The organism is Sphingobium terrigena (genome assembly GCF_003591655.1).
Taxonomy (GTDB): Bacteria; Pseudomonadota; Alphaproteobacteria; order Sphingomonadales; family Sphingomonadaceae; genus Sphingobium; species Sphingobium terrigena.
The window spans coordinates 118,719-134,915 of the sequence record NZ_QVRA01000006.1 but is presented as its reverse complement, the minus strand read 5'-3'; the positions used below and the strand labels follow the sequence as shown (position 1 = coordinate 134,915).

Annotated in this window: 14 protein-coding genes; 13 read left to right on the top strand and 1 reads right to left on the bottom strand. The window is 63.5% G+C overall.

The window, feature by feature from the left end; genetic code table 11:
- The first annotated feature begins 1 nt into the window (after position 1).
- The 12 genes from infB to ligA all read left to right on the top strand — a co-directional run bounded on the left by infB (position 2) and on the right by ligA (position 14,872).
- The gene (gene infB, locus D0Z70_RS08860) at positions 2–2,611 is read left to right on the top strand and encodes a translation initiation factor IF-2 (RefSeq protein WP_119745466.1); all 2,610 of its coding nucleotides are present in this window, start codon (positions 2–4) and stop codon (positions 2,609–2,611) included.
- A 47-nt stretch (positions 2,612–2,658) separates the two neighbouring features.
- Positions 2,659–3,060 carry a 30S ribosome-binding factor RbfA gene (gene rbfA, locus D0Z70_RS08855; RefSeq protein ID WP_119745464.1) on the top strand — a complete coding sequence of 134 codons (402 nt, stop codon included), beginning with the start codon at positions 2,659–2,661 and terminating at the stop codon, positions 3,058–3,060.
- Between the two features lie 75 nt (positions 3,061–3,135).
- Positions 3,136–4,041: an alpha/beta hydrolase family protein gene (locus D0Z70_RS08850; protein ID WP_119745461.1), complete on the top strand. Its 906-nt coding sequence runs from the start codon at positions 3,136–3,138 to the stop codon at positions 4,039–4,041.
- 17 nt (positions 4,042–4,058) lie between these two features.
- Positions 4,059–4,637, top strand: a complete 579-nt coding sequence (locus D0Z70_RS08845) for a thymidine kinase (RefSeq protein WP_119745459.1) — start codon at positions 4,059–4,061, stop codon at positions 4,635–4,637.
- Positions 4,638–4,669: 32 nt separating this feature from the next.
- The gene (gene truB, locus D0Z70_RS08840) at positions 4,670–5,578 is read left to right on the top strand and encodes a tRNA pseudouridine(55) synthase TruB (protein ID WP_119745457.1); all 909 of its coding nucleotides are present in this window, start codon (positions 4,670–4,672) and stop codon (positions 5,576–5,578) included.
- Positions 5,579–5,848, top strand: coding sequence for a 30S ribosomal protein S15 (gene rpsO / locus D0Z70_RS08835; protein ID WP_119745455.1), 270 nt, complete (start codon positions 5,579–5,581; stop codon positions 5,846–5,848). It begins immediately after the preceding gene.
- A 272-nt stretch (positions 5,849–6,120) separates the two neighbouring features.
- Positions 6,121–8,451 carry a polyribonucleotide nucleotidyltransferase gene (gene pnp / locus D0Z70_RS08830; protein WP_119745453.1) on the top strand — a complete coding sequence of 777 codons (2,331 nt, stop codon included), beginning with the start codon at positions 6,121–6,123 and terminating at the stop codon, positions 8,449–8,451.
- A 146-nt stretch (positions 8,452–8,597) separates the two neighbouring features.
- Positions 8,598–9,617: a sensor histidine kinase gene (locus D0Z70_RS08825; protein ID WP_119745713.1), complete on the top strand. Its 1,020-nt coding sequence runs from the start codon at positions 8,598–8,600 to the stop codon at positions 9,615–9,617.
- Positions 9,618–9,673: 56 nt separating this feature from the next.
- Positions 9,674–10,459, top strand: a complete 786-nt coding sequence (locus D0Z70_RS08820) for an outer membrane protein assembly factor BamD (RefSeq protein ID WP_119745711.1) — start codon at positions 9,674–9,676, stop codon at positions 10,457–10,459.
- A 51-nt stretch (positions 10,460–10,510) separates the two neighbouring features.
- Positions 10,511–12,175: a DNA repair protein RecN gene (recN, locus tag D0Z70_RS08815; protein ID WP_119745451.1), complete on the top strand. Its 1,665-nt coding sequence runs from the start codon at positions 10,511–10,513 to the stop codon at positions 12,173–12,175.
- A gap of 102 nt (positions 12,176–12,277) precedes the next feature.
- Positions 12,278–12,652, top strand: a complete 375-nt coding sequence (locus tag D0Z70_RS08805) for a putative quinol monooxygenase (protein WP_119745447.1) — start codon at positions 12,278–12,280, stop codon at positions 12,650–12,652.
- Between the two features lie 102 nt (positions 12,653–12,754).
- Positions 12,755–14,872 carry an NAD-dependent DNA ligase LigA gene (ligA, locus tag D0Z70_RS08800; RefSeq protein ID WP_119745445.1) on the top strand — a complete coding sequence of 706 codons (2,118 nt, stop codon included), beginning with the start codon at positions 12,755–12,757 and terminating at the stop codon, positions 14,870–14,872.
- 206 nt (positions 14,873–15,078) lie between these two features.
- On the opposite strand, the gene D0Z70_RS08795 is transcribed toward ligA, so the two are convergent.
- Positions 15,079–15,471, bottom strand: coding sequence for a winged helix-turn-helix transcriptional regulator (locus D0Z70_RS08795; RefSeq protein ID WP_119745443.1), 393 nt, complete (start codon positions 15,469–15,471; stop codon positions 15,079–15,081).
- A gap of 105 nt (positions 15,472–15,576) precedes the next feature.
- Between D0Z70_RS08795 and D0Z70_RS08790 the strand changes: the two genes are divergently transcribed.
- Positions 15,577–16,188 carry an NAD(P)-dependent oxidoreductase gene (locus D0Z70_RS08790; RefSeq protein WP_119745709.1) on the top strand — a complete coding sequence of 204 codons (612 nt, stop codon included), beginning with the start codon at positions 15,577–15,579 and terminating at the stop codon, positions 16,186–16,188.
- Positions 16,189–16,197: the final 9 nt, after the last annotated feature.

Sequence of the window (16,197 nt, the reverse complement as noted above, 5' to 3'; positions counted from 1 at the left end):
TATGAGTGACAGCAAGGAAGACAAGCCGGTTCTGGGCCGCAAGCCGCTGGGCATCAAGCGGACCGTGGAATCCGGTCAGGTGCAGCAGCAGTTCAGCCATGGCCGCAAGAATACGGTCGTGGTTGAGGTGAAGCGGCGCCGCGTCCTGGGCAAGCCGGGCGAAGCTTCCCCGGCTGCTGCTGCGCCGCAGGCTGATCCGGTGCCAGTGGCGACCACAGCAGCACCCGCAGCGCCCCGCCCCGCTGCCCCGCCGCCGCCTCAGCAGCGTGCGCCGCAGCCTGCCCCCGCGCGCCAGTCGCCGCCGCAAAGCCTGATGTCGCGTCAGGAATTGCAGGCCAAGCTGCTGCGCGAGGCCGAGGAAGCGCGCATGAACGCGCTGGAGGATGCGCGCCGTCGCGAGGCGGCCGAGCGTATCGCTGCGGCCGAGAATGAAAAGCGCCGGGCCGAGGAAAGTCGCCAGGCTGCCGAAACCGCGGCATCCGCGCCCGCTGTCGAGGAAGCCAAGGCACCCGAAGCCGCGCCGGTCGCCGACGCGCCTGCCGTTGCGCCGCAGGAATCTGTAGCTGCGCCTGACGCGGCGGCACCCGCTGCGACGGACGAGCAGCCCGCAGCGACCACTGCCGCGCCGCCACCGCCGCGCCGCTTTACCCCGGTCACACCGGTCAAGCGTCCCGAACCGACCAAGCCCGAACGGGCGAAGAAGGGCGAGGATCATCGTCGCCAGGCTGGCAAGCTGACCGTCACCAAGGCGCTGGCCGATGATGACAGCGCCCGTGCGCGCAGCCTTGCTGCATTGAAGCGCGCCCGTGAAAAGGAACGCCGCGCCCATTATGCCGGCGGCTCCAAGACGCGCGAAAAACAGTCGCGCGACGTGGTCGTGCCAGAAGTCATCACCGTGCAGGAACTGGCCAACCGTATGGCCGAAAAGGGCGCGGATCTGGTCAAGTCGCTGTTCAAGATGGGGCAGGCGGTCACGCTCAACCAGTCGATCGATCAGGACACCGCCGAACTGCTGGTCGAAGAATTTGGCCACCGCATCCAGCGCGTGTCCGAAGCCGACGTCGAAATCGGCATCGAGGGGGATCTCGATCCGGTCGAATCGCTCAAGGTGCGTGCGCCTGTCGTCACGATCATGGGCCATGTCGATCATGGCAAGACCAGCCTGCTCGACGCGCTGCGCGGGACCGATGTGGTCGCGGGCGAAAGCGGTGGCATCACCCAGCATATCGGCGCCTATCAGGTGACGACCAAGGGTGGCGACATCATCACTTTCCTGGACACGCCGGGCCATGAGGCTTTTTCGGAAATGCGCGCACGCGGTGCGAACGTGACCGACATCGTCATTCTGGTGGTGGCCGCCGATGACGGGCTGATGCCGCAGACGATTGAGGCGATCAACCATACCAAGGCCGCTGGCGTGCCGATGATCGTGGCGATCAACAAGTGCGACAAGCCGGAAGCCAACCCGCAAAAGGTCCGTGAACGCCTGCTCGAACATGAAATCGTGGTCGAGGATATGGGCGGCGACGTGCAGGATGTGCAGGTGTCCGCGCTCAAGAAAACCGGTCTGGACGAGCTGATCGAAAAGATACTGCTCCAGGCCGAAGTCATGGAACTGACCGCCAACCCCGATCGCGCCGCCGAAGGCAATGTGATCGAGGCGCAGCTGGACAAGGGCCGTGGCGCGGTCGCCACCGTGCTGGTGCGCAAGGGTACGCTCAAGGTTGGCGACACCTTCGTCATCGGCGCGGAAAGCGGCAAGGTGCGCGCGCTCGTCAATGACAAGGGGCAGCAGGTCAAGTCTGCCGGTCCTTCGGTCCCGGTCGAAGTGCTGGGCCTGTCGGGCGTGCCGATGGCCGGTGACCAGATGACGGTCGTGGAGAATGAGGCGCGCGCCCGTGAGGTCGCCGCCTATCGCCAGGAACAGATCACCCGCAAGCGGACGGCGTCAGTGCCGACCAATTTCGAGAATATGTTCTCGGCATTGAGCACCAAGGTCATCGAATATCCGGTGGTCATCCGTGGCGACGTGCAGGGTTCGGTCGAAGCGATCGTCAGTGCGCTGAACCGCATTTCGACAGACGAGATCAAGGTGCGTATCTTGAGCTCCGGCGTCGGCGCGATCACCGAGAGCGACGTTACGCTGGCTTCGGCCAGCCGCGCGCCGCTGATCGGCTTCAACGTCCGTCCCAATGCCAAGGCACGTCCGCTGGCGATCCGCGAGAAAATCTCGCTGCGCTATTATGACGTGATCTACGACCTGCTCGAAGAAGTGCGCAACGAAATGGCGGGCCAGCTGGCCCCCGAACGGATCGAAACGATCGTCGGTCGCGCCGAAGTGCTTCAGGTCTTCCCTGCGGGCAAGAAGGACAAGGCCGCCGGGCTTCTGGTCAAGGAAGGCGTCATTCGCAAGGGGCTCAACGCGCGCCTCACCCGCGACGATGTCATCGTGTCCAAGACGGTCATCCACTCGCTGCGTCGCTTCAAGGACGATGTGTCCGAAGTGCGCGCCGGCATGGAATGTGGCGCTGTGCTGCAGGACACCAACGACATCAAGGCAGGCGATACGCTCGAACTGTTCGAGGTCGAGGAACGCATCCGCACGCTGTGATAGGAAAGACGTGGCTCCGGCTTCGGCCGGGGCCATGAGGTTTATATATGTCCAGTCAAACTCAAGGCCCGTCCGTCCGTGCGCTCCGCGTGGGGGAACAGGTGCGTCATATCCTGTCCGGCATTCTCCAGCGCGGCGACGTGCATGATGATGTGCTGGCCAAGCATGTCGTGAGCGTGACCGAAGTGCGCATGTCGTCCGACCTGCGCCACGCCACCGCCTTCATCAAGCCGCTGCTGGGGCAGGATGAGGAAGCGGTGCTGAAGGCGCTGCGGACCAACACGGCCTATTTCCAGCGCGAGGTCGCATCGCGCACGCGGTTGAAATATGCGGCCAAGATCAAGTTCCTGGCCGACGACAGTTTCGACGAGGGCAGCCATATCGACAAGCTGCTGCGCGATCCCAAGGTGGCGCAGGATCTGGTCAAGGATGACGACGGCGAGGATTGAACCAAACTCCGCGCTTCGGTGGCACGGCGACGGATCGTCGGTAGCGTCTCATTTGCGGTTAAACGGGGGCAGGCGATGAATCGGATCGGACGCGGAATTGGGATAGTCGGGCTGGCCTTGTTGCTCGCCGGACCTTTGAACGCCAAAGACCCCGCGATCCACCCCGCCGTCATCAGCGATCCCGCCCCGGACGCAGCCTATCCCGCAGGCATCCGCGCCTTTGTCTTGCCGTCGGGCGATGGGGCGATGAATGCCGTCATGTACACGGCCGCCGGAGCCGGGCTGCATCCCACGTTGCTGTTGCTCCACGGCTTTCCGGGGAATGAGCAGAATCTGGACCTGGCCCAGGCCGTCCGCCGGGCGGGATGGAATGTGCTGACGCTCCATTATCGCGGTTCGTGGGGCAGTCCGGGGAATTTCTCCTTCGGCAATGCGTCCGACGATGCTTTTGCGGCGCTGCAATTTCTCCAGCAGGCATCGACGGTTGCCAAATATCACATCGACACCAGCGCCATCGTGGTCGCGGGGCATAGCATGGGCGGCTTCATGGCGGCCGATATCGCCGCCGCCGAACCGCGCGTTGCCGGGCTGTTCCTGATCGACCCGTGGGATCCGGCCCAGACCGTCGCGGCGCTGGCCACGGCGCAGGGCGAGGCGGCGTGGAAGGCAGAGGTGGAGAGCGACCTGCCGCCGCTGCACGGCGCGACCTATGACAGCCTGACCGCCGAGATAAAGGGCAATGGCGACAAGTTCGACCTTGGCCGACGGCTGGCGGGCTATGGCCGTCGCCCGCTCACGATTCTTGGCGCGGAAAAGGGACTGGGGGCAGAGGCGCGCAAGGTCGCTGCCGACGCGCAAGGGGCCAATCCCAATTCGCGGTTGATGGTCTGGCCGACCGATCATAGTTTTTCGGACAAAAGGATCGCGCTCGCCGATGCGTTGGTGCGTTTCCTGTCTGGCGTCGCGCCCATGGTTCGATAGGTTTGGGCCGCTGACCTATGGCAAAACTCTATTTCTATTATAGCTCGATGAATGCGGGGAAATCGACCACCCTGCTGCAATCGGACTTCAACTATCGCGAGCGCGGCATGGACACGATGCTGTGGACTGCCGCCGTGGACGATCGTTATGGCCGCGGGCGGATCGTGTCGCGGATCGGGCTGGAGGCGCAGGCCCATCTGTTCGAGGCTGATACCGATATATTCACCGCCATCGCCGCCTGCCATCACGGCACGCGCCTGTCCTGCGTGCTGGTGGACGAGGCGCAATTTCTGACGCGAGCGCAGGTATGGGCGCTGGGCCGCGTGTGTGATGAACTGGGCGTGCCCGTGTTATGTTATGGCTTGCGCACCGATTTCCAGGGCGAATTATTTGAAGGCAGCGCCCACCTGCTGGGGCTGGCGGACAGTCTGAGCGAGATCAAGACGGTATGCGATTGCGGGCGCAAGGCGACGATGAATCTGCGTGTCGATGAAGAAGGGCGGGCGATCCGGCTGGGCGAGCAAACGGAGATTGGTGGCAATGATCGCTATGTTGCCCTGTGCCGCCGCCATTTCGTGGCGCAGATGGGCGGCTGACAAGACCCCTGCTGCGGTGTAGGCGCGCGTCTATGCACGGTTGGATCATCCTCGACAAACCCCATGGCCTTGGCTCGACCCAGGCGGTCAGCGCGGTCAAGCGCGCGCTGCGCGACAGCGGGGCGGGCAAGTGCAAGGTTGGCCATGGCGGCACGCTCGATCCGCTGGCGACAGGGGTGCTGCCGATCGCGGTGGGGGAGGCGACGAAGCTCGCCGGGCGGATGCTCGACAGCGACAAGATTTATGATTTTACGATCGCGTTCGGGGCGCAGACCGACACGCTCGACCTGGAAGGCGCAGTGATCGCGACCAGCGATGTGCGGCCGACATGGGCGGAGGCGGAGGCGGTGCTGCCGCGCTTTACCGGCCCGATCGAGCAGGTGCCGCCCGCCTATAGCGCCATCCTGATCGACGGCCAGCGTGCTTATGATCTGGCGCGGTCGGGGGCGGATGTGGAGATGAAGACGCGCGCGGTGACGGTGCATGGCCTGCAAATCTCCTCGCCCCAGGGGGAGAGGATTGAGGCCATCACCCTCACCGCCCATGTCTCCAAGGGCACCTATATCCGCTCGCTTGCCCGCGACATTGCGCTGGCGCTCGGCACGGTCGGTCATGTCACCATGCTTCGCCGTATCAAGGCCGGGCCGTTCACGCTGGATTCCGCGATTTCGCTGGACAAATTGCGCCATGCTGCTAACGAGCGCGCCATCGGTAGCCTTATGCTGCCGCTGACGGCGGGGCTGGACGACATCCCGGCTCTCCCCGTCTCTCCCGATCAGGCCCTGATGCTCCGACAGGGGAAGGTTCTGACCGGGATCACTGCCACCACCGGCCTGTATCTGGCGATGGACAGGGATATCCCTGTCGCGCTGGTCCGGTCGGATGATCGCGAGATCATCGTGGTGCGCGGTTTCAACCTGATGTCGAAGGATGACGACTAAATGACGATTACTGCCGAGCGCAAGGAAGCGCTGATCAAGGAATATGCCCGCGCTGAGGGTGACACGGGTTCGCCAGAGGTTCAGGTTTCGATCCTGACCGAGCGGATCACCAACCTGACCGAGCATTTCAAGGGTCACCACAAGGATAATCATAGCCGTCGTGGTCTGCTGATGATGGTCAACAAGCGTCGTTCGCTGCTGGACTATCTCAAGAAGAAGGATCAGGCGCGCTACACCGACCTGATCGCCAAGCTGGGCCTGCGCAAGTAACGCAGACCTTCAACGGGACGGCCCCCATGCGGGGCCGTTTCTGATTCCGGGCTAATTGAATGGCCCGTCATCCCGGATCAGGTCCGGAATGACGATGTGAAAGATGACATGACGCCGGGCAATCCGGCACGGCGGCATGATAAAGGGGACACTTTCCCGCACCGTCGCACCCGCGACGGAGGAGAGCGTGAAGCTCTCCAATCATGGAGCCTAACAGGCTCCGCCAAAGGCCCCGCCCGGCAATAGGGCCGACGCGGGCGAAGGAAAAAACTATGTTTGATGTCAAGAAAGTATCGATCGAGCTGGCCGGCAAGACGCTGACCCTCGAAACCGGCCGTATCGCACGCCAGGCCGACGCCGCCGTGCTGGCCACCTATGGCGAAACCGTGGTGCTGTGCGCCGTGACCGCCGCCAAGAGCGTGAAGGAAGGCCAGGATTTCTTCCCGCTGACCGTTCACTATCAGGAAAAATATTCCGCCGCCGGCCGCATCCCCGGCGGCTTTTTCAAGCGTGAGCGCGGCGCGACCGAAAAGGAAACGCTGGTTTCCCGCCTGATCGACCGTCCGATCCGCCCGCTGTTCCCCGAAGGCTTCTACAACGAAATCAACGTCATCGCCCAGGTGCTGTCGTTCGATGGCGAAAGCGAGCCGGACATGGTGGCGATGATCGCGGCGTCGGCTGCGCTGACCCTGTCGGGCGTCCCCTTCATGGGTCCGATCGGCGCGGCGCGCGTCGGCTACAAGGATGGCGAATATCAGCTCAACCCGTCGCTGGACGAGGTAAAGACCGGCGAACTCGATCTGGTCGTTGCCGCGACCTACGACGCGGTCATGATGGTTGAATCCGAAGCGAAAGAGCTGTCGGAAGAAATCATGCTGGGTGCCGTTCTGTTTGCGCATGAAGCGAGCAAGAAGATTGTCGACGCCATCATCAGCCTGGCTGAAAAGGCGGCCAAGGATCCCTGGGACATGGCCAAGAGCGATGACCTGGTCGACCTGAAGGCGAAGCTCAAGAAGCTGATCGGCAAGGACATTGCCGCCGCCTACAAGCTGACCGACAAGTCGGCCCGTTCCAACGCGCTGAACGAAGCCCGTGCCAAGGCGAAGGCGAAGTTCACCGCCGACGGCCTGGACGCCCAGACCGTGATGGCCGGCATCAAGCTGACCAAGAAGCTGGAAGCGGAAATCGTGCGCGGCGCCATCCTGAAGGACGGCAAGCGTATCGACGGCCGCACCACCACGCAGATCCGCCCGATCGAAGCGATGGTCGGCTTCCTGCCCCGCACCCATGGTTCGGCCCTGTTCACGCGCGGTGAAACGCAGTCCATCTGCACCACCACGCTGGGCACCAAGGACGCCGAGCAGATGATCGACGGCCTGACCGGCCTACATTATGAAAACTTCATGCTGCACTATAACTTCCCGCCCTATTCGGTCGGTGAAGTCGGCCGCTTCGGTGCGCCGGGTCGTCGTGAAGTGGGTCATGGCAAGCTGGCCTGGCGTGCGCTGCACCCCGTGCTGCCGAGCAAGGATGAGTTCCCCTATACGATCCGCGTTCTCTCCGACATTACCGAGTCGAACGGCTCGTCCTCGATGGCGACCGTCTGCGGCGGTTCGCTTTCGATGATGGACGCCGGTGTGCCATTGAAGCGCCCCGTGTCCGGCATCGCCATGGGCCTGATCCTGGAAGGCAAGGACTTTGCCGTCCTGTCCGACATCCTGGGTGATGAGGATCATCTGGGCGACATGGACTTCAAGGTTGCGGGAACGTCCGAAGGCATCACCACGATGCAGATGGACATCAAGATTGCGGGCATCACGCGCGAAATCTTTGAAGCCGCACTGACCCAGGCGAAGGAAGGCCGCGCGCACATCCTTGGCGAGATGGCCAAGTCGCTGTCCTCGACCCGCACCGAACTGTCGGCTCATGCCCCGCGCATCGAGACGTTGCAGATCGACAAGTCGAAGATCCGTGAAGTCATCGGCACCGGCGGCAAGGTCATCCGCGAAATCGTCGCTGAAACCGGCGCGAAGGTCGACATTGACGATGAAGGCCTGATCAAGATCAGCTCGTCCGACCCGGCGCAGATCGAAGCGGCCCGCAAGTGGATCCTGGGCATCACGCAGGAAGCGGAAGTTGGCAAAATCTATGACGGCAAGGTCGTCAACATTGTCGACTTCGGGGCTTTCGTGAATTTCATGGGTGGCAAGGACGGCCTCGTCCACGTTTCCGAAATGAAGAATGAGCGCGTGGAAAAGCCGACCGACGTCGTGTCGGAAGGCCAGGAAGTGAAGGTCAAGGTTCTCGAAATCGATCCGCGCGGCAAGGTTCGCCTGTCGATGCGCGTCGTCGATCAGGAAACCGGCGCAGAGCTGGAGGACACCCGTCCTGCCCGCGAAGCGCGCGAACCCCGTGGCGATCGTGGCCCACGCCGTGACGGTGGCGGCGGCGAAGGCCGTGGCCCGCGTCGCGAAGGCGGTGATCGGGGTCGTGGCCCGCGCCGTGACGGCGGTGATCGTGGTCCGCGTCGCGAACGCAGCGAAGGCGGCAACGACGACGGCCCGGCACCGGGCGGTTTGCCCGACTTCCTGACCCAGGATTGATCGTCGATCCGACGAACTGAATAAAAAATGGGGCGTCCGGTTCAACCGGGCGCCCTTTTTTATGCCGGGTGCGCAATGGACTGATTTCGATCAATGCATCCCACTAAGGTTCTGCTACTGTAACGATGGACCATTTGGGGAACATCATGCAGCGGAGCAACGCGCGCTTTGTCGAACGCCTGCCGCTCGTCCTTGATCGGCCAGCTTATGCCTACATTCTGTCGCTGCTCTTTTGCGGCGGGGCTTTCATGCTGCGCATCGCGGCTGAACCCCTGCTGCCCAACGGCTATCCCTTCGTCACTTTCTTTCCGGCGGTCATCCTCTCCTCCTTCCTGTTCGGGGTCAGGCCGGGGATTTTCACCGCGCTTTTCTGCGGCCTGCTGTCCTGGTATGTTTTCATCCCGCCCTTCCACACGTTGGTGATGAACCCGGCGGTGGCGGTGGCGATGCTCTTCTACACCGGCGTGGTGGTGGTCGATATCTTGCTGATCCACTTCATGCAGCGCGCCAATTTCCATCTGGCGGTGGAGCGCGAACGCAGCCGGGCGCTGGCGGAAAATCGCGAGCTTCTGTTCCACGAACTCCAGCATCGCGTATCCAACAATCTGCAGGTCGTGGCCGCCATGCTGGCGCTTCAGCGTCGCCATGTGGATCATGATGTGGCGCGCAAGGCGCTGGACGATGCCTCGGCCCGGCTGGGGCTGGTCGGCCGGATCAGCCGCGCGCTCTATGATCCGTCGGGGCAGGGGCAGGATATCCGCGCCTTCCTGACCACGCTATCGGCCGATGTGCTGGAGGCCAGTGGCCGCACGGACATAGATGTCGCGGTGACCGCGCCCGACGGGCTGACGATCGAGCCTGCCATCACGGTGCCGCTGGCGCTGATCGTGGCGGAATCGGTCAGCAACGCGATCGAACATGGCTTGCCAGACCGGCCCGGCAAGGTGGTCGTGACGCTGGAGGAGGCGCAGGGCGCGCTGGCGCTGCGCATCGTCGATGACGGCCATGGCGTCGCCCCGGACTTTGAACATGGCACCAGCGAATCGCTGGGTCTGCGCATCGCCAATGCGCTGGCGGTGCAGTTGGGCGGGCGCTTTTCGCTGACGCCGGGGAGCAATGGCGGCGCGGTCGCGCGGCTCGATCTGCCGGCGCGAACGGCCTGTTGAGCGTGACTCCATTCTGCCGCTTGGCGGCGGCGTGTCCCTCGGCTATGACCCGCCCCATGCTGATGAAAACTGTAACGCGCATCGGCGCGGCCACCGCCCCGCTTCTGCTTGCCGCCCTGCTTGCAGGCTGCGCGACGTCCAAGAACAAGGCCGACACCCAATATGTCGCCCGCGACGTGTCGACCCTCTATAATAGCGGCAAGGAGCGGCTCAATCGCGGCCAATACAAGCTCGCCGCCGCTTTGTTTGACGAGGTGGAGCGCCAGCATCCCTATTCACCCTGGGCGCGCCGGGCGCAGCTGATGTCGGCGTTCAGCTACTATATGAACAGCGACTATGCCGAATCCATCTCGGCCTCGCAGCGTTTCCTGTCGATCCACACCGGCAACAAGGATGCGCCCTACGCCTATTATCTGATCGCGCTCTGCTATTATGAGCAGATTGCCGATGTCAGCCGCGACCAGAAGATTACGCAGCAGGCGCTGGATTCGCTGGGCGAACTGATCCGCCGCTATCCCGGCACCCGCTATGCCGCCGATGCGCGGTTGAAGGTCGATCTGGTCAACGACCATCTGGCCGGCAAGGAAATGGAAGTTGGCCGCTTCTACCAGCGGCGCGGCCAGTGGCTGGCTGCCACGCTGCGTTTCCGTGTCGTGATCGACAAATATCAGACCACCACGCATACGCCCGAAGCACTGGAGCGGCTGGTCGAATCCTATCTCTCGCTCGGCATCCCCGACGAAGCGCGCAAGGCCGCCGCCGTGCTGGGCGCCAACTATCCCGGCACCAAATGGTATGAGCGCAGCTACAAGCTGATGCAGGAACATGGCAGCAAGGCGTAATCGCCTTTCTTGCCTGTTCCCCTTTTGTGCATTGACGGGTAGAAGCGCGTCATGCTGAGCGCTTTGTCCATCCGCAATGTCGTGTTGATCGAGGCGCTGGACCTGGATTTCGGGGCGGGCCTGTCCGTGCTGACCGGGGAGACGGGCGCGGGCAAATCGATCCTGCTCGATTCGCTGGGGCTGGCGCTGGGCGCCCGCGCCGATAGTGGCCTCGTCCGCAATGGCGAGGCGCAGGCCAGCGTCACCGCGACCTTCGACCCGCCGCCCGCCGACCATCGCGCCGCGATGCTGCTGGCGGACAATGGCATCGACATGGAGCCGGGCGAACCGCTGCTCATTCGCCGCACGGTCAAGGCCGATGGCGGCAGCCGCGCCTTCGTCAATGATTCGGCCTGTTCGGCGGCGTTGTTGCGCGAACTGGGCGGGTGTCTCGTTGAAATTCACGGCCAGCATGATGATCGCGGGCTGCTCAATGCGCGGGGGCATCGCGCGTTGCTCGACGCCTATGGCCGCTGCGATGCGGGCGCGGTCGGCGCGGCATATGGTGCTTGGCGCAAGGCGGCGAGTGCATTGGCCGAAGCGCGGGAGACCGTGGATATGGCGGCGCGCGACCGCGATTATCTGGCCCATGCCGTCGATGAACTCACCCGCTTCGGGGCGCAGCCGGGCGAGGAGGCGACGCTGGCGGAAGAACGGGCGTCGATGCAGAAGGGCGCGCGCCTGACCGACGATCTGTCGGCGATTGCCGATTGCCTGACGGGGTCCGACGGTGGCCTTGCCCAATTGCGGCAGGCGGCACGGCGACTGGACCGGATCGCGGCGGAGGATGAGCGTTTGGCCGCCGTGCTGGAGGCGCTGGACCGTGCGGTGGTGGAGGCGGGCGAGGCGGAGGACCGGCTGGCCGAGGTGGCCGAGGCCTTGAGCTTCGATCCCGCCCGGCTGGACGATATCGAAACCCGGCTGTTCGACCTGCGCGGGTTGGCGCGCAAGCATCAGGTGCAGCCCGATGATCTGGCGGACCTGTGCGCCGACATGGCCGCCCGCCTGACCGCGATCGAGGGCGGGGAGGAGCATATCGCTGCGCTGGAGGCCGATGTCGCGCAGAAGGCGGCGGCCTATCGCGCCGCGGCGCAGGCGCTGTCGAGCGAGCGACAATTGGCGGCGGGCAAGCTGGACGCGGCGGTCGCGGCGGAACTGGCACCGCTTAAACTCGACGCCGCGCGCTTCCGCACCGTTGTTGCCCCGCTCGATGAAGGGCAATGGACCGGGCAGGGGATGGACCGGGTGGAGTTTGAGATTTCGACCAACCCCGGCGCGCCCTTCGCCCCGCTGACCAAGATCGCTAGCGGGGGCGAATTGTCGCGCTTCATCCTGGCGCTGAAGGTCGCGCTGGCGGAGCAGGGCGGGGCGGATACGCTGATCTTCGACGAAATCGACCGGGGCGTGGGCGGCGCGGTGGCGTCTGCGATCGGCGAAAGGCTGTCGCGCCTCGCCCGCAGCAACCAGATTTTGGTCGTCACCCACAGCCCGCAGGTGGCCGCGCGCGGGGCGGGGCATCTGCTGATCGCCAAGTCGAGCGATGGCACGGTCACGCGAACGGGCGTTCATGCGCTGGATGAGGGCGAACGCCGCGAGGAAATCGCGCGGATGCTGTCGGGCGCGGAGATTACCGCAGAGGCGCGCGCACAGGCGGAACGGTTGCTGGAGCGAGTTTAGCCACCAACACCCGTTCGTTTCGAGCGTAGTCGAGAAACGGCGAGAACCGCGCTATCGTTTCTCGACTACGCTCGAAACGAACGGAGGGAGTGAAGTGACGCGATGACCCATAACCGCAGAGACATGATCGGCCTGACCGCCGCTGCGATGGCCGCCAGCGCCATCCCCGCCACCGCGCAATCGACCCAGCCACGCTACGGGTTGATCGGCCAGATGATCGCGAAACCCGGCAAGCGCGACGAACTGCTCACCTATCTGCGCGAAGGCACGACCGGGATGCCCGGCTGCCTGTCCTATGTCATCGCGCTCGACACCGCCAACCCCGACGCGCTGTGGATCACCGAAGTGTGGGACAGTCGCGACAACCACATGGCCTCGCTCAAACTGCCCGCCGTGCAGGCCGCCATCGCCAAGGCCCGCCCGATCATCGCCGGTTTCGGGCAACGGTTCGAGACGGTGCCGGTGGCGGGGGTATAAAGCAACGTGCTCCCGCGCAGGCGGGAGCCTAGGGCGGCGCTCGCTCCATCTGACCCTAGGCTCCGGCTTTCGCCGGAGCATAACAGCGGTTATGGCATCCCCATGACCGACCCCGCCTCCCTCTCCGAAGCCGAAGCCGCCAACCGTCTGATGCGTTTGGCGCGCGAAGTGGCCAAGCATAACCGGCTCTATCATGATCAGGACCAGCCTGAGATTACGGACGCAGCCTATGATGCGCTGATCCGTGAGAACAACGCACTCGAAGCGCAATTCCCGCACTTGGTCCGCGCCGATTCGCCCAATGCCCAGGTCGGGGCCGCGCCGACATCAGCGCTCAAGAAAATCGCTCACGCACAGCGCATGATGAGCCTCGATAATGGCTTCAAAGACGAAGATATTTCCGACTTTGTGGCGCGAGTGCGGAAGTTTTTGAATTTGGCAAAGGATGCTCCAGTAGCGTTAACTGCGGAGCCAAAAATTGATGGACTTTCATGTTCTTTGAGATTTGAAAAAGGTCTTTTAATTCGTGCATTGACGAGAGGTGACGGTACTGTTGGTGAAGATGTAACTGAAAACGTTCGTACTATAGACGACATTGTTCCGACTCTCCGAACTGGAGGAAACTTGTTTCCGACCCCTCCCGATGTGTTTGAGGTTCGCGGCGAAGTTTACATGTCCAAGTCGGCATTTGCTGATCTGAATGTTCGGCAAAGCGAGGCTGGTGGAAAAATTTTCGCGAATCCGCGTAACGCTGCCGCCGGATCTTTACGCCAGTTAAATGCTGAGATTACCAAGGAACGTCCCCTCGGCTTTTTTGCGCATGGCTGGGGCGAAATATCTACGATGCCAGCCGATACTCAATACGAAGCGATGACCGCGATTGCCGCGATGGGACTGAAAGTTTCGAGCTTGCTGGCAAGGGTAGAAAATCTGGAGCAGGCGTTAGACCATTATCGCAGCATCGAAAGCGCGCGTGCCGACCTGCCCTTCGACATTGACGGGGTGGTGTATAAGGTCGACCGGCTCGACTGGCAGCAGCGGCTGGGCTTTGTCGCCAAAGCGCCGCGCTGGGCGATCGCGCATAAATTCCCCGCCGAACGGGCGCAGACGACGCTGGAGGCGATCGACATTCAGGTCGGCCGCACCGGCAAGCTGACCCCGGTGGGTCGCCTGACCCCGGTGACGGTGGGCGGCGTGGTCGTCTCCAACGTGACACTCCACAATGCCGACGAGATTGCGCGGCTGGGCGTGCGCCCCGGCGACCGCGTCATCGTCCAGCGCGCGGGCGACGTCATCCCGCAGGTGGTGGATAATCTCGACCGCGACCATCCCGGTGCGCCCTATATCTTCAAGCCCGAATGCCCGATCTGCCAGAGCGAGGCGGTGCGTGAGGAAGGGGAGGTCGATTATCGCTGCACCGGTGGCCTGATCTGCCCCGCGCAACGCTTCGAGCGGCTGCGCCATTTCGTCAGCCGGGTTGCGCTGGATATCGAAGGGCTGGGGGAAAAGTCGATTCAGGAGTTTCTGGATCTGGGCTGGATCACCGAACCGGCCGATATTTTCCGCCTGAAACGCCACCGCCCCGACCTGATCGGCCGGGAAGGGTGGAAGGAAAAGTCGGTCGATAATCTGCTCGCCGCGATTGAGGCGAAGCGGTCGCCGGACGCGGCGCGGCTGCTGTTTGGGCTGGGCATCCGCCATGTGGGTGCGGTGACGGCGCGTGATCTGCTCAAACGCTACACCACGCTGCCGGGCGTGCGCGCGCTGGCGGAAGAGATCATAGCCCTGCGCGCCGCCGCCCCGGAAGGCGAAACGCAGGCCAAGCGCGACAAGGCGATTGCCGACCATATCGGGGTGGAGAATGTCGGCGCAGCGGTGGGCCATGCGCTCGCCGATTTCTTCCACGAACCCCATAATGTGACGGCATGGGACGACCTACTGTCCGAAGTATCGCCGCCCGATTATGTCGTGGAAACCACCGCCAGCGTCGTCACCGGCAAGACCGTCGTGTTCACCGGCAAGCTGGAAACGATGAGCCGCGACGAGGCTAAGGCACAGGCCGAACGGCTGGGAGCCAAAGCGGCAGGATCGGTCAGTGCCAAGACGGATCTGGTGGTCGCCGGGCCGGGGGCTGGGAGCAAGCTCAAACAGGCTGCCGCGCTGGGGATCAAGGTGATCAGCGAAGAGGAATGGGCGGAGATTGTGAAGGCGGCGGGATAATATTGGGGCTTAAGGATTGTGTGTTCGTCTCCCCTCCCCGACGGGGAGGGTTGATTGGAGTCACGTGCCTCCAATCAAGGGGAGGGGGAGTGAGGCGAAGCCGAGCGTCCACATTGGCGGCAGCACACCCCCTCCCAACCTCCCCCTCAAGGGGGAGGGGTCTTAAGGGTCAAGAGATTTTCAGCTTGGTACTCGACACGCCAATCCTAAGCTGCCATCGCCTCCACCCCCGCATCATGCGCGCGCCGGGCGGCCATGATGTCGCCGACATGGGTTTCGGCCCAGTTGGTGATCTGGTCCAATATGCCGATCAGCCCGCCTGCCAGCGGGGTCAGGCGATATTCCACTGTCACCGGCACCGTGGCAAAGGCGGCGCGGCTGACCAGGCCGTCGCGTTCCAGACTTTTCAACGTCTGCGACAGCATCTTTTGCGAAATCGCGCCGATCCGGCGGCGCAGCAGGTTGAAGCGCACTGGCCCGTCCTTCAGGCTCAGCAGCACCAGCACCGCCCATTTGTCGCCGATCCGGTCGAGAATATGCCGGGTCGGGCAATCGGGATTATAGGCGTCGCCGACGCGGGGCGGCGGAGTGGAACTCATAGGCAGTATCCTCGGCGTAACCAGGTGAAGGCAAAGTGCCTTCTTGTACCCCTGATAGCCGAATCTCTATCTGGTTTCCATTGGTAACCACGTATGGAGATGAACATGAAAGTAGCGATCATCGGCGGCACGGGTCGTGCGGGGCAGGAAATCAGCGCGGAACTGGCACGGCGTGGGCATCAGGTGACAGCCATTGCCCGTCATCCCGAAAATGCGGTGCAGGATGCCGCGATCACTGCGGTTGCGGGCGACGTCAACCATCCCGAAGCGCTGGCGCAGGCGACTGTGGGCCATGATGTCGTCGTCAGTGCGGTGATGTTTTCCGATACCGACCCGGCGTCGCTGGTCGATGTCGTGCGCCAGTCGGGCGTACCGCGCTATCTGGTCGTGGGCGGGGCGGCGAGTCTGGAGGTGGCACCGGGCGTGCCACTGATCAGCACGCCAGATTTCCCGAAGGAATATCTGCCCGAAGCCAGCCGGGGCAAGGCGTTTCTGGACTATCTGCGCGGCGTCGATGACATCGACTGGACCTATGTGTCGCCCTCGCTCTTCTTCTTCGTCGGCCCGCGCACCGGCAGTTTCCGGCTCGGCACCGACCAGTTGCTGGTCGATGCCGATGGCAAGAGCAGCATATCCTATGCCGACTATGCCATCGCGCTGGTCGATGAAATCGAAACGCCGTGCCACAGCCGCCAGCGCTTCACCGTCGGCTACTGATGCGGGGAG

Excerpts from the sequence above, each read along its gene's own strand:
- recN (WP_119745451.1), top strand. The coding sequence starts at position 10,511 with ATGCTGAGCGCTTTGTCCATCCGCAATGTCGTGTTGATCGAGGCGCTG.
- rbfA (WP_119745464.1), top strand. The coding sequence starts at position 2,659 with ATGTCCAGTCAAACTCAAGGCCCGTCCGTCCGTGCGCTCCGCGTGGGG.
- D0Z70_RS08850 (WP_119745461.1), top strand. The coding sequence starts at position 3,136 with ATGAATCGGATCGGACGCGGAATTGGGATAGTCGGGCTGGCCTTGTTG.
- D0Z70_RS08805 (WP_119745447.1), top strand. The coding sequence starts at position 12,278 with ATGACCCATAACCGCAGAGACATGATCGGCCTGACCGCCGCTGCGATG.
- truB (WP_119745457.1), top strand. The coding sequence starts at position 4,670 with ATGCACGGTTGGATCATCCTCGACAAACCCCATGGCCTTGGCTCGACC.
- D0Z70_RS08825 (WP_119745713.1), top strand. The coding sequence starts at position 8,598 with ATGCAGCGGAGCAACGCGCGCTTTGTCGAACGCCTGCCGCTCGTCCTT.
- D0Z70_RS08845 (WP_119745459.1), top strand. The coding sequence starts at position 4,059 with ATGGCAAAACTCTATTTCTATTATAGCTCGATGAATGCGGGGAAATCG.
- pnp (WP_119745453.1), top strand. The coding sequence starts at position 6,121 with ATGTTTGATGTCAAGAAAGTATCGATCGAGCTGGCCGGCAAGACGCTG.
- D0Z70_RS08820 (WP_119745711.1), top strand. The coding sequence starts at position 9,674 with ATGCTGATGAAAACTGTAACGCGCATCGGCGCGGCCACCGCCCCGCTT.
- D0Z70_RS08790 (WP_119745709.1), top strand. The coding sequence starts at position 15,577 with ATGAAAGTAGCGATCATCGGCGGCACGGGTCGTGCGGGGCAGGAAATC.
- infB (WP_119745466.1), top strand. The coding sequence starts at position 2 with ATGAGTGACAGCAAGGAAGACAAGCCGGTTCTGGGCCGCAAGCCGCTG.
- D0Z70_RS08795 (WP_119745443.1), bottom strand. The coding sequence starts at position 15,471 with ATGAGTTCCACTCCGCCGCCCCGCGTCGGCGACGCCTATAATCCCGAT.
- rpsO (WP_119745455.1), top strand. The coding sequence starts at position 5,579 with ATGACGATTACTGCCGAGCGCAAGGAAGCGCTGATCAAGGAATATGCC.
- ligA (WP_119745445.1), top strand. The coding sequence starts at position 12,755 with ATGACCGACCCCGCCTCCCTCTCCGAAGCCGAAGCCGCCAACCGTCTG.